This window comes from Shewanella sp. DNRA4, from assembly GCF_012843185.1.
Lineage (GTDB): Bacteria > Pseudomonadota > Gammaproteobacteria > Enterobacterales > Shewanellaceae > Shewanella > Shewanella xiamenensis.
On record NZ_JABAIP010000005.1, the window covers coordinates 258,375 to 280,224 of the forward strand.

Below are 21,850 nucleotides of genomic sequence, written 5' to 3' on the forward strand. Positions count from 1 at the left end.
AATCGGCTAGATTCTAAACCGCTGACAATGAAAGTCAACCCAATAGGCAATTACCTATGTTTATGTTTCAATTTTGCTTTTATTCTTGAGTTAATTTTTGTTTTAGGTTTTTGCTGTGTTGCATTTTGGTGTTCAGCAGGTTGCCTTAGGGTGTCGGACTGTATTTTTATAAGATTTGATATTTATTAATTGCTGTTGTTCTGCGCCAGTTAATGGATGTATTTAATGATAAAATCGATTTATCGCAATCAGTTAATAACCGAGTTTAATTAGCACAACGGTTTGGCTAAAGAGGAATCACCTGTGACATTTGCTTCCCAACAGCAGTCCATTTCGGCTGAAAACTGCCACTCGAATATTCGTATTGCGACTATCAATCTATTTAATTTTATTGAACCACCTTTAGCCTTTTACGATTTTGAAAATATCTATAGCCATGGCCAGTGGCAAAAGAAGTGTCAGTGGTTTGGCGAGCTTTTAAACCAATATCATCCGGATATTGTCGGGTTTCAGGAGGTGTTTAGCCCTGAGCCATTAAAACAACTTGCGACGCAGCAAGGGTTAACACATTTTGCCATAGTTGATAGCGCCACTTTGGTCAGTGATTACATTTATCAAAGCCCTGTGGTTGCGCTAGCGTCGCGCTTTCCTATCCTTGAGGTGCATGCAATTGAACCCGATGCACATTTAGTGGCAGCGATGGGGTTATCGAGCCAATTTACCTTTAGTCGTAAAGTGCTGCGGGCGACGGTGGATATACCGCAAATTGGCGCTTGTGATTGCTATGTGGTGCATTTTAAATCTAAGCGTCCGGGACTTGCGTTAGAGCCACATCCCTTAGGCTTAACCTTAAGTGCGCCACCTACGCTTGCGTTGCACTCTGAGACTAAGTTATTAACTGAGCAAGCCCTAGGTCGCTGGGCATCGACCATGCAGCGGGGCGCAGAGGCAGCATTGTTGTTCCATGCTATTCTCGCGCGGCGGCAAAGCATAAGATATCCGGTGATCCTGATGGGTGATTTTAACGATAGTTTGTCCATGGGGGCGTTGGATGCATTAACGCTCCAAGGCGAGCATCTCCACAGCAACGATATCAAGGCCGCTGGACTTGGGCATTTGTCTGATACTGCACGTTCGGCTGTGTTTGCCCAATATCGACTGCAAGATGCTTACGAGTTATTTATTGCGGCGAATATGCCCGATAACCTAGTCCATTCTCGGGAGCATCGAGCTGCAACCCATTACTACGGCCCTAAAGGTTCGGTACTCGATTATATTTTGCTTTCCAATGAGTTTGATGCCAGTGATAGTTGCAGTTTGGCTCAGGTGGTGGATTATCAAACCTGCGATAGACACTTAGTCAGGCCCGAATATGAGCGCGATGCTTACAGTACCGACCATGCACCGGTATGGGTAGAGTTGGCGCTGCGGCGTTAGTAGGTAAAAATAGCTGGCTAGGATGCCATCAAGAACAACAGCTCATCTTGAAGCGTTAACACGCCCTCGGCCCAGGGTTTTACCCGCGAAACTGGAGTATGATCGCAGACCATGGGAATGGAGAGCTGATGTTTTGGACAGATGGCTCGCACTCGAACCCTATTAGGTATATTATCCGCTTCCATTTTTAGAGGGCGGCGCCTAGTGTTCGAACGGTACTATTGATTACGGTGGTACAACACACAGGCGGTACAATTATCAAAGGCGGTACTATGGCTATCAGAATCAAACTTAAACCCGGTCGCGAAAAGTCCCTTGAGCGTCGTCATCCTTGGGTATTTTCCAATGGGATCCATAACGTTAAAGGTAAGCCTGAACCGGGGCAGACCGTAGATGTGGTTGCCCATGATGGCCATTGGTTGGGTCGTGGTGCTTGGTCGGGCGAGTCACAAATCCAAGTGCGAGTTTGGACATTCGATCGCGAAGAAGAAATTGACCGTGAGTTTTTTAAGCGCCGCATCCTGCGTGCTCAAGCTGGACGTGATGATTTGATCCGTGAACAAGGCTTAACGGGTTACCGTTTAATTGCCGCTGAGTCAGATGGCTTACCCGGTATCACCATTGATAAATATGCCAATGTATTGGTGTGCCAATTACTGAGTATGGGCGCCGATGTTTGGCGTGACACAATTGTCGAGGTGCTTGCCGAACTCTATCCTGATTGTGCTATCTATGAGCGCTCGGATGTCGATTCCCGTAAAAAAGAAGGTTTAGCTGCGACCATGGGATTGCTCCACGGCACACTACCCGAGATGCCGGTCATTATCGAAGAAAACGGCATCAAAATTGCCGTCGATGTGACTAAAGGCCATAAAACTGGCTTTTACCTTGACCAGCGGGATAACCGTGCCATCGCCGCCCGTTTTGTGAAGGGCAAATCGGTACTAAACTGCTTTTGCTACACCGGCACCTTTGGCCTCTATGCCGCTAAAGCGGGCGCGGCCAGTATTGAAAACGTGGACGTATCGGCCCTTGCCCTCGATACTGCGCGTTTGAATATGCGAGTCAATGGCTTAAGTGATGACAATGTGCATTACAACGAAGCCGATGTGTTCAAGTTGCTACGCCAGTACCGCGATGAAGGTAAAACCTTCGATGTGATTGTGCTCGACCCACCAAAGTTTGCTGATAACAAATCGCAGCTTAACGGCGCCTGCCGCGGTTATAAAGATATCAATATGATTGCGCTGCAATTATTAAATCCTGGCGGGGTGCTGTTGACCTTCTCTTGCTCGGGATTAATGCCTGCGGATCTGTTCCAAAAAATCGTTGCCGATGCTGCACTGGATGCCAAACGTGAGATCCAATTTATCGAGCGTTTAAGTCAGGCGAGTGATCACCCGATTGGTAGCGCCTTCCCCGAAGGTTTTTACCTCAAGGGCTTAGTGGCTCGAGTGTGGTAATCGCTTAATGGCCTTAGGGTCATAAAAAATGCCGGTGCAGTTGCACCGGCATTTTTGTTTCTCGCATGGGAGTCTTGGTCTTTCGACTCAGTCAGCCCTTAAGCGGTAAAGGTTTTCACGCCTTCAGGGGTGCCAACCAGTAACACATCGGCGCCGCGTTTCGCGAACAAACCGTTAGTCACTACGCCAACGATGGCGTTGATCTTCTCTTCTAATTCCTTAGGATTGATGATCTTAAGATTATAAACGTCGAGGATCACGTTGCCGTTATCCGTGATAACGCCTTCACGGTACACTGGGTCGCCGCCGAGTTTGACCAGTTCACGGGCCACGTAAGAGCGCGCCATTGGGATCACTTCAACGGGCAGCGGGAATTCACCCAAAATATCCACTTGTTTAGTGTTATCCACGATACAGATAAACTTTTCAGCCACAGCCGCAACGATTTTCTCGCGGGTTAATGCCGCGCCGCCGCCTTTGATCATGTCCATATGGCCGTTGATTTCATCGGCTCCATCGACATACACGGATAATTTATCGACGCTGTTTAAGTCATAAACCGGGATGCCAAGGGCTTTCATCTTTTGGGTAGAGGCTTCTGAGCTTGATACCGCACCTTCAATATCGGCCTTCATGGTCGCCAAAGCATCGATAAAGTGGTTAACGGTTGAGCCTGTGCCCACACCTACAATGCTGTCCTTCTCAACGTATTTGAGTGCAGCCCAGCCTGCGGCTTTTTTCATTTCATCTTGAGTCATGTTGACATCCTGTAATGGCAAATGAGTAAAAAATTCTGCGCTTAGTATACTCTTTTCCGCCAAATAGTGTGGTGCTATTGCACTATGGCTGTGATCTTGCTTACAGCCCGCACTGATTTAATCTGTGTATAAAGGGAAGTGCTTTAAGATAAAGTACATCTGGATAGAGACAATACTCTATGCGGGCTTAATCTAACTAAGTTACTATTGCCAAAGCAGAATCGGCAAAATAAAACATTGGTTTAAGGGAGTGTGTATGGCAGGGGCAAGTTTATTAACCTTACTCGACGATATTGCATCCATTTTGGATGATGTGGCAGTGATGAGTAAGGTCGCTGCCAAGAAAACCGCTGGGGTGTTAGGGGACGATTTGGCCTTAAACGCCCAGCAAGTCACGGGCGTGAGTGCCGACCGCGAATTACCTGTGGTCTGGGCGGTCGCCTTAGGCTCGTTTCGCAATAAATTGATTTTAGTGCCCGCAGCCATGTTGATCAGCGCCTTTATTCCTTGGGCGGTGACCCCCTTATTGATGTTCGGCGGCTTGTTTTTATGTTTTGAAGGCTTTGAGAAATTACACCACAGCTATAGCCACCGCAAAGACAAACACGCGGAGCAGGCTGAATCTGACTTACCCGAGATAAGCGATCTAGCGGCCTATGAGAAGGAAAAAGTGAAGGGCGCAATTCGCACCGACTTTGTGTTGTCGGCAGAAATTATCGCCATCACTTTAGGCATAGTCGCGGATAAGTCGCTCTCAACGCAATTTTTTACCCTCGCCATTATTGGTATCGTGATGACCATAGGCGTTTATGGTTTGGTGGCAGCGATTGTCAAAATGGACGATGCGGGTCTGTACCTTAGCCAGCGTCAGGGTGAGTCGGGCTTCACTCGCTTTAATCGTAAGTTGGGGTTTGGCTTACTGAGCGCGGCGCCCGTGTTGATGAAGAGCCTAACCATTATCGGGACCGCCGCCATGTTTATGGTGGGGGGCGGCATTCTGACCCATGGTTTACATTGGGTCGGCGAGCAAATTCACCATGCCGAGCAATTTGTGGAAACCTTTGCCCTAGTCGGCCCCATGCTTGGTTTACTGACGCCGAGTGTGCTTAATGCGCTCTTTGGTATTGCGGCGGGCGCCCTAGCGGTATTGGTGATGACCGGATTCCAAAAGCTGCGTAGCTGATCCGTTTTCATCCTTTTATTGCTGGCGATTATAGCGTCAGCTAATCCGAGCTGTGCGAGTGCAAAGATGCTCGTCGCGATTCTTTCAGCGCCCAAGGACGAATTATGCAATTAATGCGTTATTGCCTTTCCCCCAATAAGTTGGCTTGGCTGCGTGAGGAATTAGGCGAACATACCGACAAACTGCTGGCGGCGATGGATGCGGCGGGCAGCAACTATCTGGCGGAGTTAACCGAGCTCCAAGCGGGGGATTTATCGGCAGGCGATTCGCAACTCAAGTTTGCATGGTTTCAACAAAAGCTTGCCTTAACCACGCGCTTAACAGATGCCGAGCTGGCTAATCTTACCCCACTGTCGCTGGTGGATGTGCGGGTCGAGTTAGTTTCGTCTGATAAGCTTACCGCCGCCTTACAACAACTTAGCAGTGAATCCGTGCTGGGGTTTGATACCGAAACGCGGGCAAGCTTTGAGCCGGGTGTTCAACATCCCTTGAGCTTAGTGCAATTGGCGACCTCCGATACCTGTTATTTATTTCAACAGGCGGTATTGGGTGAGAGGCTCGCTGAGCTTAAACCTTTGCTCGAAAATGAGCAGATCCTCAAAGTGGGGATTGGATTAAGGGGCGATGGCCAAGCACTGAAACGGGATTGGGATATTCAGGTCTCCCCTCGACTCGATTTGAATTGGGCGATGGCGCAGCTCGGGGCTGGGAAGGAGATGGGCACGCGGCAATTGGTGGCGGCATTACTGCATAAACGCATCGATAAACCTAAAAAAATGACTCTCTCGAATTGGCAACAGGTGCCTTTATCTCAAGCGCAAGTTCAGTACGCCGCCCTCGATGCATTGGCAGCGAACCAATGTTTTTGGCAGTTAATCGACAAGCTGCAAGGTTTTTATGGCAAAACGACAGTCGCTAATAAACCCTTATTGCCGCCGAGTTTAGCAGCACGACTCGCGCGCTATTTTCATCCAGCTTAAGACTTGAGATAAGGTCGCGAAGATAAGGATTAGGGAGCAAGAGATGTTGGATGCGATTTGTGTACTCACAACCGAGGCTGCGGCAGAGCCGGCTTCGTCACCATTACGATTCAATCCTCATGCTCAGGCTGGTGTCACCTACAGTGTGTTCAAGTTTCAGCAGTTACCCGAGGCTGATATTGAGCGTTTGCGCCAGCATTTATATTGCCCCGCCTGCTACGGCAAAGCCTATTTTCGTAAAGCATCTAAGGATGGTAAGGCCGCCTGTTTTGGCTCCCGTTACCATGAGTTAGATTGCATCGAATTTAATCCGTCGGCGCAAAAGTCCCGTGAAGAACAAGATGCCCTCGAAGTGCAGCAACAATTGCTCGACGCCGATGCTTTGGTAATCGATTTTTCGCTTAATCCCAGTAATAAGAGACCATCTAACTCAGCGCACAAAATCAACGCTCCCCAAGAGCAAGAGGTTGTGGCCAAAAGTGAAATTGAAAATGATACCGAGCAATTAGAGTCAGTACAGGAGCCAAAAGCTGACTATCAGGTAGCGGCCGATAAGCCAGAAATAGCCATCACGGCAAAGCGTACTCCGAGCCAAGGGCTAGAAAAGTTACTCCATAGCCTGCTGCGAGGCTCCGATCTGGCGACTTCGGATCTTTGGGTTTACACCGATGATGAGCGTAAGTACCGCTGGCGTGCGAAGAATTTGTTTGTGAATTTTGCCGATGCGGATCCGACGGATAACAAACCCCATATGTACTGGGGCACTATCTCCCACAGCGACCCGACGTTATCTTGGCTCAATCCTGCCGACAGTAAAGACATCGGCATTCCAATTGAGGCCGTCAAAACCAAACTGTTTAAGCGCTTTAATATCGAAGATAAGCGGGATTTAGAGGGCGCAGGGCTTATCCTGTTTGGTAAGTGTTTTTGGAATAAGGATAAGACCCGCAAAATTATCCAGCTTTGGGACAATGATTTGCGGCGGATTTTTATCTCAACCCTTGATGATTAACCATTAGCGAGGGAATTTAGTCGCTAGTGTATGGGATGTACTGCGCTTAAATTTATCCTTTAAGTCGTTTTGACGACTCTTTTGTGAGTTTCTGGGCCATAGACAGAGCATCAGGTTTCACCGTTTACGCCGTTGCCAACGGTTTTTTAACGCTCTGCACTGAGCTTACATGACGACTTTTTCAGCTTTATGCCAATTAAATCAACAGTAGATGGCAAACTTGTTTGAAAATTCCTCAGTTAATTAAGTTTGTCATAAAAAGTCCTTTACCTTTGAGAGTGCTTTTAGCATAATGCCCCACGTCAACAGGGGTGTAGTTCCAATTGGTAGAACAGCGGTCTCCAAAACCGATGGTTGCGGGTTCGAGTCCTGCCACCCCTGCCAAATAAAACAACGGCTTGCATAGAAATATGCGAGCCGTTTTATTTTGTTAGAAAAGTTGTTAGAAATGTCTAATCAGCTTTTTGAATAACGATTCACTTCTTAATACTGCCGATCGTTGGCACTATCTCAGTTCTGCGGTCATAAACGTTCACTTGGCCAACGGTTTTATGCCCACTAAATTGCTGCTTGTCGTGAATGTTTCCCTCAAAGTCAGAGATGCCTTTCGCTTTGATGTCGTGAAATGTGAACGTTCGTTCAATGTCTGGATATTGTAATGCTAGTTTGTCTATCGCTCTGCGCCAACTGCTGCGCAGACCATTTGCTGTTAACCTGCCTCCACCTGTTTTGTTGATTACAAAGACGCTGGCAATACCTTTGCGTAATGTTTTCGCTTCATTAATGAGTTCATGCAAGCGTGGCGACCAAGCCTTGATCTGTTTCTTGCCAGTTTTACCCTGCTGAATAAAAATCCCTTCATCCATCACTTGTGACCACTTCAGTGATAACACATCGGCTTGTCGCGCAGCACATAGATAACTGATCTCACAAGCAATTTTTAGCCGCTGTTCGCAGCACTCAAGCAGTGCGTTAAACTCATAGTCAGTGATGTACCGATCACGAGATTTATTCTTAAACTTCTTAACGCCTTTAGCAGGGTTTTCTTTGCAATGACCACGCTCGTATCCCCAGCCGAAGACTACACTACATGCTGATAATTCGTGATTTGCCTGAGTACGACTTGTGTTCCCTCTAATATCCATGTATCGACGAATGTGGTGTGGCTTAATTGTGTCTGGTTCCATTTCGCCAAAGACTTTATTAAACATAGCTAGTTCTCGTTCTCTATCCCTTTGCGAGCGAGGTGCTAGTTCTTTGAATGTTGCAGATGCCTGGTATTCGTCAGCCATGCGTTTGAATGTGTACTTGGTCAGTGATTTTTCAATAGCTGCTTCGTATGCAGTCCAAACTTCTGCACGTGTTGAAGATGCCGAGCACAAGGTAATTGTGCGCTTGCTGTTTTTCATGATGTAGCTGGTAGCCTTACCGCGAACTTTATGCAGGTATACACCTTTTGGCATCCATGCATCTTCTGGTTTGCGTTTAGCCATTGCTTATTGCTCCAAAATTAGGAACATTGTCATTTGCTACCGCTCGATGTGTAAATGGGTAGTTTACCGCCGTCCATGTCACTACAGGCTTACCGTCACTACGTAAATGATAATGTATTCCTTGTAACTTTAGTTGCTTGATTTGGGCGCTTGCTTTCGTATAGCCGGTTAGCTCTATTAATTGTTGCTCTGTTAGCATTTCGTTTAAAATGGTCGCCATATTAGTTATCCATAATGCTTGAGCAAAGAATTATAAATTCTTTAGCTCCAATATATTTGCGACTATTTTTTCATTTATTTCTTTAAGTTGTGACCTCTCAAACTGCCCAATATGGACACATAGAGAGTTATTTAAGTGGCGAATAGGTGTTACTGCTTATCCCGCTTATTGTAAAGATACAAGCTTCCGAAAGTCACCACTGTGAAGAAAACGAACAATCCCAGTAATCCCCATATTAACGGCGTCATTGCTCATCCCTCTCGTTATTTAACATCTATTGTTTATAATAGCTTGGACTTGGAAGGAGGGCATTATGGCAAGAACGTTAGAGCAGATTCTGGAGCAGGAAAAACTAGGGGTGGTTTTGCAAGCAAATGAGAAGGCTGCGGAAATTCTAAAGGATATTGATGAAAAGGATGACTCGTCAGCCGCTAACGAGCAAGCAGGCGGCTGACGACGAAGTGGATGCAAAAATTTTCACATGTGAAAGTTTATCTGCCTCAGCATGATTCAACTGAAGGAAAATAAACTGTGGGAGAGGAATAAAGTTTCATACTAAACAGTCGAGTAGCCCTGTTTGTACCGTTTTAGATTAAACGTGACCAGAAATATAGATTCATACTGATTGCTACTAGCTGGTCTAAATCGAGCTACAACTGAGCATTAAAGTATCATGCTGTTGTACTCATTTTGGGACATTTCCTAGTTACGGCCCACAAAGCACTCTGACTATTTGCGTTATATGAAGTATGGCAAATGAGGTCGAAAAACTCAGTCTGTTCATTATTCTTAATTTTCGACTCATAATCTTCAGCTCCCTGATTCAAGTCCTGGTGGCCAGCATATTAACCACGTAGCTGCAAGGTTTCTGGTTTTTTACTATTGTGTCGCTTTCATATAATATGCTTACATTTGAGCTTAGCTACGCTCACAGGGAGTGATTAATGTCCGACTACAAAAATCTAAATCTCGATAGAGATGCAATTGATGCTCACGTTGCCAAGTTTTTAGAATGCAACAATATGGTACAAGACGGCGAGCCAACAATAGTCGGAAAAGGAAAGCGTTATAAATTCGGTTCTGCTGGATCGAAGTTCGCTATGGTAGACCTTTACCTGAACCAAGATGGTACGACAACCATTAGCCACAGAATTGGCAGCAATCAGGAACTAGGTGAACATTTTGCTGATTACTTGAAAGCAACTATCAATCCAGCCGAATTTGAATCTGTAAATCTGTCTATTGACGGAATCAGGGCAGAAGATTTCGATTCAGTAATTGCTTTCATAAATGATTCGGGTGAGTTTAAAATAGAAATCAATCGTGATGAGCCTGCGTGCAAGCAAATCACGCTTAAAAGCATTGCGCACCAAGACCAACTTAAATTAACGAGTCATAGAACCACGAGAAATATGCAAATACAGGGGAAGCCCCTATCTTGCTATCGGCGAGTTATTTTCATGCTGACCGGTCTGTTAGATCTTAAAGCGCTTGCTCAAGTTCTCTACAAAAAGGACGATAATAGTGCAGAGATAGTTCGGACTGAAATGGCAGAAGATCACCTAAAGCGATTTTTTGTGAATAGTTACGAACAATTGCCTGCGCAGGTAAAAAAGTTGTTGATTTCGAGTTGCTGTGTAAAACTTGCATCGCCTCAGCTCCCCGATTATTGCCTTCTGCTGTACCCAGATCTCAGGGCGTTAGAAGGAGTGTTGAAGCAACTTCTTGACAGCTATGGTATGTCTGTTGCTGACGCTGAACATGGTTTTGGTGATTTTTTTAACGTCGACACAAAAAGTGGACAGTGTACAATTAAGCCAGCTTTCAGCGCTCAAATCGGTAATGCTGCAATGGAAAGCGCCTTCAATGTCGGCTATAGTTTTTATAGGAAACATCGGCATACCTTATTCCATATGGAGGAGTTCGATGGCGGTAGCCGTTTAATATCAAATTTGGAGATGGCGATTAGTCTTTCAAACGATGCTTACAATGCCATTGATAATTTGTATACCGCTAGAACATGACAATTATGATCAAGAAGATACGCATTATAGGTGAAATTTCTGTGGTTACTGCTACCGCAGACTTCCACCCTTTGCGTCAGTTAAAACAGCTAACCGTAGAACTCGATAACTTACAGTTCGAGGGTACGGTTTTATTCGATTTGCTAGCCGTAAATGGCTTGGCAGAGAACCGCTTTGCATCCATGAAATTCTCCGAACGGAAATTCGATCGATCTTCCTTCGCGCTTGAATCAGAAGTGAACCCAAGTCTCAAAGACGAACAAGACACTATTGCCAAACAAGATCAGACGTTCTTACTTGGCAGCGTCCTCTCATCCGAAGAAGTTGAAAAATTTACTCACTGATCTTTGCGCGGTTGTTATTGCTCACATAACATTACTAAGCCCCGTAAAGGGAAGTTCGGTGGCAGGTCTTGCTTCTTACAGTTCATTACTTTTGTATATCAAAGTTACCTGAACATCAGTGTTTGAACTTTAGGTTGTAACTCATAAAGGGGCAAATGTTTTAGAAAATTCAGGGTATCGAAGTGATAGCAGCCTTTTTAGTATGATACTTTTTTACTTTCCAACAACCATCCGATGAAACACGTTTCTGGGACAATGTGAGTTATTTGTTTAGCTAATTTAGTGACAAATTAACTGAGTTAGGTGTCGAGATTTTCATCAATTTCATCAAGTAAAACAAGATCTGACTCCATTGACATATCCCTTATGTGTGTTTGTTGAATAAAAGTGCATAGTTCAACAAGGCTAATCCAAGTAGCCTTGTTGATGTGATGATAATTGATTGAGTTTATTGTTTTACTTGAGTCGCATTGGGATGATTGCCTTGAGCTGTGGCGGGTTTGGGAATGAAAGTAACATCAATACCAACTGGCAAAGGCCAAGCTTTCCGTCTCTTCTGCATTCCTTGGTTTGTGTAGAATACCTGATGTGTTTTTTTGCATAGTATAATCGCATAGCTGGGCTCCACCTTAACGACTTCTCCCTGGCGTCTGGTGTTTATTTCATGCCTTTCTTTCCATTCAATAATGTCTGGGACAGAAGGAAGTCCCGATGCTAACATTTTACTTCGCCATAGCGTATGTTGAGAGCAGGCTATCCCCATCAGTTTGTCGTTCTCTATGACAGACAACAACTTTAAGTTGTTGGGGTTGATCCAACGAATGATTTTTAAGCACAGTTCGTAATGGGCTAGAACAGTATTTATACTATCGTCGGAATCGAATAAATCTGTTGCATTCCAAATTGGTTCATGATGTGCGATACGATTTCTAAGTATATTGATTTGAAATAAATTTGCGCTGATATGGTTAATACTCAAAGGAGTACCATTTAAGTCCTTAGCGTATGGAAAAACTAAACTGTTCAGTTTCGGCCAAAGCTCGATAATCGGTGGATTAGCAGGAGCTTGGCTTGAACGATGATTTCTGTCTGTTAAGTGTACCCAAAAACCAAACGTTAGTTTTGCAATTAGGTTATCAGGGGTAATAGCTTTCCCCTCTCTATTCAAATCAGCCTCTGCTTTCTTTATCTGTTGAAATGCTGGGCGATTATTTTGAAGTGTATAAGAACTTCGAAACCAAAATGGGTCTATCTTGGTTATCTCTGTGATCCAATCTGGTTCTGGAAAATTTGCTTTGATTGAGTTCTCATTGTATTCGATGTAAGCATTATTGATAGCATTGCGCAAAGAGACTTCTAATACTTGAAGCACAGGATAAAAAAGACCAGATAGCTGTTTGTTCCACACGTAGAGTCCTAAACTTTGTTCATCGCTTGCATCGCATAAGTTTGGTTTTTTGTAAGTAGATAGTCGAGGGATTGATAGTGTTTTAATTATTGATGCTACAGGCATATAAGTGTTCCGCGGTGATGATGATAGAGTATACCTATGCTTCCGACAGTCAACAAACTACTTGACATGGAGCTGTGATTAGCTAGAATCCATTTATCGACGGAAACGTCACTAGATTGAAAGCGCGGTACAGTGTGAAGCTGGTTGGTCTTAGACCCCGTTAGCGAGATATTTTTCGAAGGGCTCCTTTTAGGAGCCTTTTTCGATCTTGTACTTTTACCTTTATTCTTCGAGCTATCTCTCATACCTAGTACATCCAAGAAGAGGTTAGGTTATCCCTTTTTGGGTTATTATTTCATCTAATGAAAATTTCATCCGTTTAATCCCCATCTTTAATGACTCGTAACTTTTTTTGGGGCAGCTTAGAAACAAAGCTGACGGCTAGCATCCAACTAAAACCGCCATATCAGTATGATACTTTAATACTCTTCTACAGTTGCGTAGAGTGAAACGCATTTTTATTGAATTGATGGTGACGCTGCGGGCACGTAGGCGTGTTTTATGTGTTGGGTATTTTGTATCAGCTAGCGGATGGTAACTTTCACATGTGAAAGTTTTTAGCCGGTTTTGATTCAGGTTGTTCCACAACTTTGACCTTGCGCCCAGATGGAGCATAAAACAGATACCATCCCCCAAATTCAGTGGTTTGTTCCGCCAGAACATCTTCCGTTTCTGTGTCAATTAGAGCCACTCTAATTCTATCTCGTTCAAGCTGGCCTTCAACTTCACTAATTTCAGTTAACGGTAAACGCAACCTATTTACTCCGCCTCTAATTAACCTTGTTGATTCCACAGCTTTGTAACGAGGGGACAAGTTGAAGCCGCTACCTACCTGAATGGTGTAACTTTGATAAGGTGTGAGTGAATCAACGATGGCTGGTGTTACAACTTCTCTTTCTGCCACTGTTGCAGTGATACCTTCAACTTCGGGCTCAGTTGGTTCACAGATTCCGTTAAGGTTTAAATCTTTGCAGGTTGATAGTTCCAACTGAGCTTGACTGCGCTGAGGAGTTCTTGATAATCCAGTTCGGCCAAAGCTACCACTGACTGATAAAGTAATGTTGTTACCGCTATTAGACGAGTGGTTGAACGAAGCTGATACAGTTGCAAATTTCCAGTTCCAAAGATCAGCACGTAGGCTTTGTTGCTGGCCTTCCCATCCATGACCAAAATTGCTTGCCGTGTAGCGATAAGTTAGCCGTCCTAGGTTAAATCGTTTTGATACCTCTCCATTGAAATGTTCTATATCTTCAATACCATCAAGCTCTTTACTTTCATGCTCATAGGACGCCAAAACCTGCCAACCTTCCGGCATGTTAGCAAGCATTCGCCCTCCAAAGATATTGGATCTGACGCCACCGGTTAAACGATTGGAATAGTATGGAGATAAAGAAATTGAAGTATTCAGTGTCTCAATGCGAGTACTGTGATACGTGCGTAGCGTCGTTTCCTGAGTTTCAAATCCGCCGTGCGTGCGGGAAGAGTACTGAATATTTGGTTGAAACAGAGAGCGTGATGAAACACTAATAGAGCGTAATTGATAGTTGTCTAAATCACTTAGTTGTCCAAAGATCGAAAGATTGTCATCCTGCCAAGAGCCGTTCAGAGCGTATCCACTACTGCCATACCAAGCAGGCTCAAATGAAAAGTCATCGATTGAATATAAAGTGGAAAAATACTGTCTTTCCTGTTCATCCTGACCAGCGAAAAGCGACAATTCGTTAGTCAATCCATAGGCCAAGTGTCCAATTAGTTTGCTTTCATTTGAGATTGGAGACTTGCCTATAGCTACCTGGTAGTTTAGACCTCCTACTGGCGCAAGTCGTCCCGAAATGGCTCTTTCTACTGTTTTGGTGTCCGTTGTGCCATCGGGCAATACAGCGTCAAATTTATATAGATTAGTGCTGTAATCCAGCTCAATTTTGTAAGAAAACGGCTCACTATCCAGAACCAGAGATTCTAGATAGGTTCCGTCACGGTATACATCTACCCTTGTTCCAACAGGCCAGTACAACTCTATCTGGTCACTAGAAAATGAACCTGTAGACAAATAGTTCTCGTTTGTTACGGCAAAGCCATCCAATCCATATCGCTGCACTCGTCCCAGCTCAACGTCTTTTATATAGCGATTGTCTTCACTATGCCATTGTGATGAGAAATATGACTCTTGTCCTCCTATCCCCGCTCTAACATCAACATCGAGATCTGCGACGCGTCCTGTTCCCGTGACGTTACCTGAAATATCACCTTTGTTTTGATAGGTGAGAAAGTAGTCAATGGATTTTACATCCAAATTAGATACAGTTGGTTCAATTGCAACCTCTGGTTTGACTACTTTGGGTTTGGTTGTGTTATGACGTGGGTAAAAGTAGATGGTTTGTTCTGACCAAACAATTTTGACATGACCAAGATTGTTTAACCTTTCCAAGGGAAGTGATGCTGTTGTGTTTACACCAGCAGCTTGCCATAGCCCTGGCTCAGCCGTGGTGCTATCTACTCCACGAGAAACAAGGTATTCCCCCTTGTTTTGTCCGTTCATGACAAACTCCATCAGGTAGTCATCCGCACGTGTTGGTGAGGCTGTAAGTGTGAAAGCTGCGGCCAAGATAGAGGGCACAAAAACTTTCACATGTGAAAGTTTTTGCTTCATCACTCAGACTCCCCTCTGACAGGTATTCTTAGTGTAATTCTTGAGTGAACACCTTGTTTTCCTTCGCCTATTACTGCATATGAAAATGCCATCTTGGCGTCTGGCGTCAATACTTTCCCATCACTCTCACGGGCTTTTACTACTTGCCGCTCTCCTGGGAGAAGTTGGAAGCGTCTTGGAAATATTTGTACCCCATCTGGTGGAGTGATTTTCACTATTATTGGCGAATTTAGGGTATTTGATACTGGGATTTCAGCAACCGCTTTGTGAACGATATCCACTTCGTGGATCTTGAGTTGGAAGGCTGATGCTGGTCTAGATAGAGATAGAAGCGCTACGATTGCTGCCATCAAACCTGAATTAATAAGGGACTTCATTGGGACCTCTGTGAATGGCAATGGTCAGGGCCAACGTTTTGCTGGCCCTGACACTATTGAATTATTGGTAATCGACGGTGATATCGACCGTTCCAGAAAAGATCCCTTCTTCCCATGCACTGAGCTGCATGAATCCTGATGAGGCTGTGGCAGGTTGGCGATACGACCAGGCGATATAAAGCTCGCCCGAGGAGGAAGTGGTTGCTGAAACTGGTGCTGCGTTTATACCAACGCCAGCGCTTGTTTTAGATATGGCGTCCGCGCAATCAACAGTTGAAGTGGTTAGATTAACCTTTGGTGTTCCTGAGAAGCTCAACGTTGCTCCTCCAGGCGCAGTAGGATTTGACAGGTTAGTAATTGTAATGCCAACGTTCTTCGCTATATCCCCTTGTACTTTTAAACACCCTGGTTGCGCTGTGTCCTCTGGGTTTTGTGCCAGGTGAGTTGACCAGCTTTTTAATGAGAAGCCACTTGTAGGTGATGCTCCTGCCTTTCGTTCTAGCGTCATTTTGTATGGCTGAATCTCGACTATTGAAAGAGCTGGCGGTGTTGCTGCGATTTCTGCTGTTCCAGTACCTGTACCGGCAAATGCACCAACTGAGGATAAAGTAACAACTGAGGTGATAGTGATAAGTTTTAATTTTTGCATTGCTTGTCTCTCCATTGAATAATAAATGCGTTTATCGCAGGGAGAATTTTGAATGCGATCACCAGATATTTTGGTACGCCAAATTGCCCTTTTTGGACAAAATGGAAAAGGGTTTAGGGTTATCGTAATTACGGTATTATCGTAATTATGATAATTACAGTAATTGAAATTTGTTCTGACGTAACAAACTTAACTAAATGAAATTATTGACCAATTTTGGTTTTGGGGTTGTTGACAACTCCCTTTAAACTGATATTCTTTGAATAAAGGTAGCTGGCCTTTAAACAGCATTTTCATTCGAGTAAGGATTTATTCCTTCGCACATCAAATAGCCCATTCATGATTTGTGTTTGGGACACCAAGTAAGGCATGGGGTCTCGCTTGTTCATTGTTTTAAACTTTGAACAGGGGGCTTTATGCGTTCCAATGTATTCAAACCACTACCGTTCCTGCCAGATAACCATCACCTTAATAGATGGGCGTTTGGTTACTATTTGGTCAAGATTGGTTTTTCGAATTCAATAGTTCAGAAGGAAACTTCCTTCAGCTATAAACAAGTCAGAAAAATAAGAGAGGACCTTTCCATTCGTGAGCGTCGGTGTGCAACGTATGGACAAAATATTTTGGCAAAGACAGACTGGATTATCTATTCATCTGCAACACAAATTTATTGTGAATTGCGCGAGAAACTAACTCATCTAGAATCAGTTCTTGAAGCATATACATGGCTAAAAAGTAAAAAAGATTTTGATATTTCAGGCTTCTATAAAGCCTGTGAGGAAATAAATACAGGAGAGGCTTTTTTTGCTGAATGTGTACATTGTAAAAATGAAGTCTTCAGTGGACCGGGATTGAGAGATAAAGTTGTTAGCTGCCGCTGCCCTGCGTGCGGTAAAACTAATTGGGAGCGGCCACAAACAGATCATCGAATTGGTCACATTGCAACATTACCTAGGTTGAATCATCAACAATCGTTATTTTAAGGAGCTCGGTTATGTACCAACAAATTTCTAAGATTGAAATGCTCATCGCTAGCGCAGTGATAATGAGTTTGTTCGGACTAGACATAATCAAAATCGCCAGCAAGATTTTTACTTCAATATTGATAGCAAGCTTTTAGTAACGAGAGGTAGCTGGCCTCCTCAAACAAACAGCATACTAATCTTCGGTTAGCAGAAAACTTTCAAACTTGAAAGTTCCGCTGTGAGTTCATGGTTAGCATGAGCGGCCTTGTAGGTTCAGACCTACATGGTTAAAGCGTATCGCCATAACCCCCCGTGAATCAGGCGCGAATGGGGCGGAGTGCTATCAACAGCCGCGATCGCAGTGCCTCAACTTTTTATTCGTTGAGGTTTGTTATGAACGTACAAATTCACCCTTCTTATTTCCGCAAGATTGTATTGTCGGAACCATTTTCACAAATGATCGATGTGGCGGCTGCAAGCGGCTCAATAACCCATAAGGCCTATGTGTGCCTGGCCATTGCTCATTTTTCCAAACTGCTTCCAACCGCTGTAAATCCAGCAGTAGAAGCTGAAATTAATCGCCGCAATACGATACTTGCTACCCAATATGGCATAGCTGGAGGTATTGCATGAGCGAGTTCATGGAGAATTTTTCGTGGCTCGATTTGCGACACGCTGTAGAACATGAGCCAGCTCCCCTTGATTTTGTGTTACCAGGTTTCAAATCAGGAACCGTGGGAGCACTTGTATCACCTGGTTCGACAGGGAAAACGATGCTTGCGTTACAAGCAGCCATCACAGTATCTGGTGGCCCTGATATGCTTAATTTCACAGGCATGGACACAGCATGGCAGCGAAATGTAGGCCGCGTTATATTCCTCACAGGTGAAGATCCATCCGATGTGCTTAATCGGCGCTTTTATTCCATCGGTGAACGCCTTAAACAAATAGAGAAGGAAACAGTATTCACTAATCTACATGTTGCTCCCCTTGTTGGCCGTGGCGTGGATGTGATGACGATAGAATGGCGGCGCTGGCTTGCCAGCGTCACTCGTGATGCACGGCTAGTCATCGTTGATACGTTGCGGCGCTTTCACAAACTGGACGAGAATGACGGCGGTCACATGGCTGGACTGCTAGCCTACATGGAGCAGCTTTGCCTTGAGAACTCAACAACAGTGCTATTCCTTCACCACACGAGCAAAGCCGGAGCGCTCAATGGTGGTGATGCCCAGCAAGCCAGTAGGGGAAGCTCAGTTCTGACTGACAACGCTCGATTTCAGGCGAATTTGATCGGAATGACTCTAGATCAGGCTAAACAATTCAACATCGATGAAAATTGCCGCCGTAACTTTGTACGACTGTCATTCCCAAAGATCAATTACTCCGCACCGATAGAAGATCGATGGTTCCAAAGGGGTCCTGGAGGTGTGCTACAACCAGCGCAGCTTTCGTATGGGAGCTCTTCAAAATCGACGATGAGGGAGAAATATGGAAAGCCACGGTTAAGCAAAGTTGTGGGAGGCGAGAATGACTGGTAATGAAGTCGTGCCTACCAGCACAGTATTACAAGCGCGAGTCATGTTATATCAGCCGTCGTTACGCCCAAGGGAAATGCAAGGCGATTGGATTACGACATCTTTCGGTCGCTGTCGCGTCAATGGCCGCTTAGGGCAACGACATGCTGATGTGGTTGAGGCAATAATGTACACCGCAGAGCGTAAAAGAGAGATTTCTGATGGTGGTATTGAGTTATTGGTTGATCCAGCCAAAGTTCGTCGAATTTTGTCTGACCATAACTACAGTTTGTCTCGTCTACAGTCGTTGTTAAAAGACCTCCGAAGCGCAACAGTTGAAATTGTCACGCCAGAGCTTGAGCTGTCAGGAGATCGGATTATTGGTGGGCTGATCGATCACGTGATCCCTTCACCTAAAACGCGCTACAACCCACTTACCAGAGGTGAGCGTCACCTCTGGCGAGTAAGACTAGGCATTGCTCTAGTAATGCTCCTAGAGCGAGACCTCAATCTATACTACTCACCTAGACCTATAGCACGACTTCAACATGGAGTTAGTCAAGCTGTGGCTCGTCATGTGTTAACCCATCAAAACCATCCAAGTGGTGGCTGGTACACTGACACTCTACTGCGAGCTGTGTATGGACAGAATATTACAAGCATGGATCTGCGCAATGGCCGACGACGGTTGAAGGAAGATAGAGAGGGTTTAAAGATGGTGGGCATTGAGTTATGCGAAACTGCAATTCGGATAATGCGTGCTACAGCGGCCTGATTGGATTAACTTTGCTAAGGAAAATGTGCCACAACGGCCCGATAGCGTGTCACAACGGCCCAACAATGTGCCACAGTGGCTCGGTTATGTGCCACAACGGCCTGATTTTGGCAGTATCTACAGGATATTCAGTATATTCAGGGCGGCATAGCCTTCCGCCTTTATGGCGTTCGGCTAACCGCTAAGCTCTCTGGCCCTGCAAAGCCTTTCCCCTTACCATACTGGCTAGGGGGATTCTTCGAACTTCTCAAACGGTTGAAAAGGATGCTGAAGGGCGGTCAGTAAGCCGTCCTTAAATGAAAAGGGACAAAAGCAACATAGACCCTTTGCTCTAACTCTTCAGTTTCGGATTAAAATTTCTAAGGAGATAACTATCGCCTAAACGGCGAGCAACTTGTTGCGAGTCCAGCGGCCACAGGCCGCAATGTTTAAGGCGCTTGTTATGTGGCAGCTGCACGTTTTTGACCCCAATTTCCTCCAATTAAAGTTCCGGTAATGGCCGACAACACTGACAGAGGAAGTTCTATGAACCAAGTTGGAGGAATATATAATTCTTGCATCAACAGCGATAGGATGAGCCACTCCAAGATAAAGTTAAAAATAAACACAATGGTTGCATAGCTCCATGCTTTAACCGAATCTAGCTTCGCCATTAATGCGTATATGGAAATTGCTAAAATAGATGACGGTAGTAACTGATACGTAAAATACTCGCCAAACGAAAGTGCAGCTAAATTCTCAACCCCAATTACCGTGCTCGTAAATGTACTTAATGCCGTAAGTAGTACGAACATGATCAAAGTGTATTTGACAATTCTTGAGGTTTTCAATTTATCTCCACGCCACAAACGCGAGCAACGTGTTGCGAGTCGAGCGCCCAACGGGCGCGCTTTTGATGGCGATTGTTATGTTTTTCTACTAAAAGCATAGTTACCAATCGGCCGCATATTCTTTATTCGCTTTAAACGCTTCGACCTCTAAAGGTGCTTTGTCGTACCCATATTCTGCTAATTCCGAGAAGTGCTGAGTTATTATATGGCTGAGATTGCTTCGTTCAATTTGAAGTACATGAACCAATTCATGGGCTAGCTTTGGCCTATTTAATTCATAACCATTGCGAACATAAATTGAGTATCCGAATACTTGAGCATTGTTGATAACGCCTTCACCAATAAATCCGAGTGCTTCACCTAGTGTTTTCAGCGCAAAGTTTTCGTATGGGAACGGAACTTCATCCACATACACAATCCTTATTTTTTTTGGGTTTTGAATTCCTATTTCTTCTGCTAAAGACAATTCTTGTGCATTAAGAGGTATTCCAGACTCCAAACCTTTTTTATCAGTTTCATATGCCCAGTCAATATACTGCGGTAGTAATATATTTGAGATAAGTTTCTCGTATGACAGTACTGCTATGATAATGGCAACGACCAATATGAGCGTTGTAAACCTGATGAACTTCATGTACTTCAAATCCTTTTCTAAAAAAATCTAGTGAACTGCGGAAGAAACATAACGCCCAAAGCAGCGGCGCGCGTTAGCGCGTCCAGCCCGCAGGGCGATGCTGCCTTTGCTTGTTATGTTTTTAGGGCTCATAGGTTGCTACCTCGCTGAGCCACCAGTTTAATTTGTCATCGAGCTGCCAAAGCTCGGGAGTTTCAAAAGCTTTTTGGAGCACTTGCGCTTCTGTTTCGACCTCCAAAGCCTCGAGTACTAGATTCCCACTCTCCCACAGAGTTGCTCTAGCAAGTAATCCATTTCCATCTATTTCGATATAACGAGCTTTAACGGAATCACCTAGTTCTTCTGTGATAGAAACGGCGTAGCCTTCAGCCCCAAATATTTTAGATTTGGAATTCTTCCATTTTTCGAGGTATGTAAGTAGCTCATTCATAGTGAAACATAACGCCCGGCTAAGCCGCCGGAACGGAGTTGCTTGTTTTGCGCTAGCGTAGCGAAAAAGCGCAAAACGAGCAACGCAGTGGAGGTCGGTTTGAGCCGCTTGTTACATGTTTCCGCAAACCTCAAGAAGAAGCTCGCTTATTTCTCTGCGAAGGTCTAGATCATTCGTACTCTTAGCAGTTTCATTAGCGGAGCTTGCAAATTTAAATGCATGCTCAACATTTCCCAGCTGAAGGTAACGTTCTGCCATGGCGAGCTGGATTGATGCGGAATATTGTTTCAAATCTAAATTTTCAGCAATTTCTAAAGCCTTTGCATAGATTTCTAACGCAGCCAGATTGTCTATCGTGAAGTCAGCGAGAGTTTCCCATTGAAATGGATGGTTGCTTTTAGAGCCTGCATGATTTTCACAAACCTCTCGTAGTTTTTCATATAGCTGCCAGTATGATTTGGTTTGGTCTTGTGAATTTACAAGACTCAAAGCCAACTCGTGCACTTCATCGTAGAACGGTGGTGTTTCCATATTCACATGTAACGCCCGGCACAGCGGCGAGGTAAAACTGGCGGCAATTTTGCGTTAGCAAAATT

Annotated in this window: 23 protein-coding genes and 1 tRNA gene; 13 read left to right on the forward strand and 11 right to left on the reverse strand. The window is 44.6% G+C overall.

Translation table 11 applies throughout. The annotated features are described in order from the left end of the window. The first annotated feature begins 303 nt into the window (after positions 1-303). Positions 304-1,437, forward strand: coding sequence for an endonuclease/exonuclease/phosphatase family protein (locus HG547_RS07535; RefSeq protein WP_169547480.1), 1,134 nt, complete (start codon positions 304-306; stop codon positions 1,435-1,437). A gap of 272 nt (positions 1,438-1,709) precedes the next feature. Further along, positions 1,710-2,900, forward strand: a complete 1,191-nt coding sequence (locus HG547_RS07540; protein ID WP_169547481.1) for a class I SAM-dependent methyltransferase — start codon at positions 1,710-1,712, stop codon at positions 2,898-2,900. A 98-nt stretch (positions 2,901-2,998) separates the two neighbouring features. On the opposite strand, the gene rpiA is transcribed toward HG547_RS07540, so the two are convergent. Next, positions 2,999-3,658 (reverse strand): ribose-5-phosphate isomerase RpiA, encoded by a 660-nt coding sequence (gene rpiA / locus HG547_RS07545; RefSeq protein WP_169547482.1) that lies wholly within the window; start codon positions 3,656-3,658, stop codon positions 2,999-3,001. 256 nt (positions 3,659-3,914) lie between these two features. Here rpiA and HG547_RS07550 point away from each other — a divergent pair, with 256 nt between their 5' ends. The 4 genes from HG547_RS07550 to HG547_RS07565 all read left to right on the forward strand — a co-directional run bounded on the left by HG547_RS07550 (position 3,915) and on the right by HG547_RS07565 (position 7,217). Then, the gene (locus tag HG547_RS07550) at positions 3,915-4,841 is read left to right on the forward strand and encodes a DUF808 domain-containing protein (RefSeq protein ID WP_099456857.1); all 927 of its coding nucleotides are present in this window, start codon (positions 3,915-3,917) and stop codon (positions 4,839-4,841) included. Between the two features lie 104 nt (positions 4,842-4,945). Next, a complete protein-coding gene (locus tag HG547_RS07555) occupies positions 4,946-5,821 on the forward strand; it encodes a 3'-5' exonuclease (RefSeq protein WP_169547483.1) in 876 nt (291 codons plus the stop codon). A gap of 43 nt (positions 5,822-5,864) precedes the next feature. After that, a complete protein-coding gene (locus HG547_RS07560; protein WP_169547484.1) occupies positions 5,865-6,833 on the forward strand; it encodes a hypothetical protein in 969 nt (322 codons plus the stop codon). A gap of 307 nt (positions 6,834-7,140) precedes the next feature. After that, a tRNA-Trp gene (locus tag HG547_RS07565) sits at positions 7,141-7,217 on the forward strand. Positions 7,218-7,309: 92 nt separating this feature from the next. On the opposite strand, the gene HG547_RS07570 is transcribed toward HG547_RS07565, so the two are convergent. Together HG547_RS07570 and HG547_RS07575 are read right to left on the reverse strand one after the other, a co-directional pair. Continuing rightward, a complete protein-coding gene (locus tag HG547_RS07570; protein ID WP_169547485.1) occupies positions 7,310-8,326 on the reverse strand; it encodes a tyrosine-type recombinase/integrase in 1,017 nt (338 codons plus the stop codon). Further along, the gene (locus tag HG547_RS07575; protein ID WP_011625439.1) at positions 8,319-8,546 is read right to left on the reverse strand and encodes a DUF4224 domain-containing protein; all 228 of its coding nucleotides are present in this window, start codon (positions 8,544-8,546) and stop codon (positions 8,319-8,321) included. Before HG547_RS07575 ends, HG547_RS07570 begins: the two co-directional genes overlap by 8 nt. A 313-nt stretch (positions 8,547-8,859) precedes the next feature. On the opposite strand from HG547_RS07575, the gene HG547_RS07580 reads away from it, so the two are divergent. From HG547_RS07580 to HG547_RS07590, 3 genes are all read left to right on the forward strand, one after another. Further along, positions 8,860-9,000 carry a hypothetical protein gene (locus tag HG547_RS07580; RefSeq protein WP_169547486.1) on the forward strand — a complete coding sequence of 47 codons (141 nt, stop codon included), beginning with the start codon at positions 8,860-8,862 and terminating at the stop codon, positions 8,998-9,000. A 490-nt stretch (positions 9,001-9,490) separates the two neighbouring features. Then, a complete protein-coding gene (locus HG547_RS07585) occupies positions 9,491-10,570 on the forward strand; it encodes a type II toxin-antitoxin system RnlA family toxin (RefSeq protein WP_169547487.1) in 1,080 nt (359 codons plus the stop codon). Between the two features lie 41 nt (positions 10,571-10,611). Then, positions 10,612-10,914, forward strand: coding sequence for a type II toxin-antitoxin system RnlB family antitoxin (locus HG547_RS07590; protein ID WP_348981359.1), 303 nt, complete (start codon positions 10,612-10,614; stop codon positions 10,912-10,914). 448 nt (positions 10,915-11,362) lie between these two features. On the opposite strand, the gene HG547_RS07595 is transcribed toward HG547_RS07590, so the two are convergent. From HG547_RS07595 to HG547_RS07610, 4 genes are all read right to left on the reverse strand, one after another. Further along, positions 11,363-12,427 carry an Abi family protein gene (locus HG547_RS07595; RefSeq protein WP_169547488.1) on the reverse strand — a complete coding sequence of 355 codons (1,065 nt, stop codon included), beginning with the start codon at positions 12,425-12,427 and terminating at the stop codon, positions 11,363-11,365. 541 nt (positions 12,428-12,968) lie between these two features. Further along, entirely contained in the window at positions 12,969-15,077 is a 2,109-nt protein-coding gene (locus tag HG547_RS07600; RefSeq protein WP_169547489.1) for a hypothetical protein, read from the reverse strand. Further along, positions 15,077-15,454: a hypothetical protein gene (locus tag HG547_RS07605; protein ID WP_169547490.1), complete on the reverse strand. Its 378-nt coding sequence runs from the start codon at positions 15,452-15,454 to the stop codon at positions 15,077-15,079. Before HG547_RS07605 ends, HG547_RS07600 begins: the two co-directional genes overlap by 1 nt. Before the next feature lie 61 nt (positions 15,455-15,515). After that, positions 15,516-16,103: a hypothetical protein gene (locus HG547_RS07610; protein ID WP_169547491.1), complete on the reverse strand. Its 588-nt coding sequence runs from the start codon at positions 16,101-16,103 to the stop codon at positions 15,516-15,518. Positions 16,104-16,519: 416 nt separating this feature from the next. Between HG547_RS07610 and HG547_RS07615 the strand changes: the two genes are divergently transcribed. The 4 genes from HG547_RS07615 (at position 16,520) to HG547_RS07630 (ending at position 19,360) form a co-directional block, all read left to right on the forward strand. After that, positions 16,520-17,086, forward strand: coding sequence for a hypothetical protein (locus HG547_RS07615; RefSeq protein ID WP_169547492.1), 567 nt, complete (start codon positions 16,520-16,522; stop codon positions 17,084-17,086). Between the two features lie 375 nt (positions 17,087-17,461). After that, positions 17,462-17,701: a hypothetical protein gene (locus HG547_RS07620; RefSeq protein WP_248278714.1), complete on the forward strand. Its 240-nt coding sequence runs from the start codon at positions 17,462-17,464 to the stop codon at positions 17,699-17,701. After that, on the forward strand, positions 17,698-18,609 hold the full coding sequence (locus HG547_RS07625) for a helicase RepA family protein (RefSeq protein ID WP_248278715.1): 912 nt from the start codon (positions 17,698-17,700) through the stop codon (positions 18,607-18,609). The genes HG547_RS07620 and HG547_RS07625 overlap by 4 nt, the downstream gene beginning before the upstream one ends. Continuing rightward, positions 18,599-19,360, forward strand: coding sequence for an ABC transporter ATPase (locus tag HG547_RS07630; protein ID WP_169547494.1), 762 nt, complete (start codon positions 18,599-18,601; stop codon positions 19,358-19,360). Before HG547_RS07625 ends, HG547_RS07630 begins: the two co-directional genes overlap by 11 nt. A gap of 440 nt (positions 19,361-19,800) precedes the next feature. On the opposite strand, the gene HG547_RS07635 is transcribed toward HG547_RS07630, so the two are convergent. From HG547_RS07635 to HG547_RS07650, 4 genes are all read right to left on the reverse strand, one after another. Continuing rightward, positions 19,801-20,190, reverse strand: a complete 390-nt coding sequence (locus tag HG547_RS07635; RefSeq protein WP_169547495.1) for a hypothetical protein — start codon at positions 20,188-20,190, stop codon at positions 19,801-19,803. A gap of 100 nt (positions 20,191-20,290) precedes the next feature. After that, a complete protein-coding gene (locus tag HG547_RS07640) occupies positions 20,291-20,824 on the reverse strand; it encodes a hypothetical protein (protein ID WP_023265374.1) in 534 nt (177 codons plus the stop codon). 121 nt (positions 20,825-20,945) lie between these two features. Continuing rightward, on the reverse strand, positions 20,946-21,254 hold the full coding sequence (locus HG547_RS07645; protein WP_169547496.1) for a hypothetical protein: 309 nt from the start codon (positions 21,252-21,254) through the stop codon (positions 20,946-20,948). Positions 21,255-21,365: 111 nt separating this feature from the next. Beyond that, positions 21,366-21,791 (reverse strand): tetratricopeptide repeat protein, encoded by a 426-nt coding sequence (locus HG547_RS07650; RefSeq protein ID WP_169547497.1) that lies wholly within the window; start codon positions 21,789-21,791, stop codon positions 21,366-21,368. Positions 21,792-21,850: the final 59 nt, after the last annotated feature.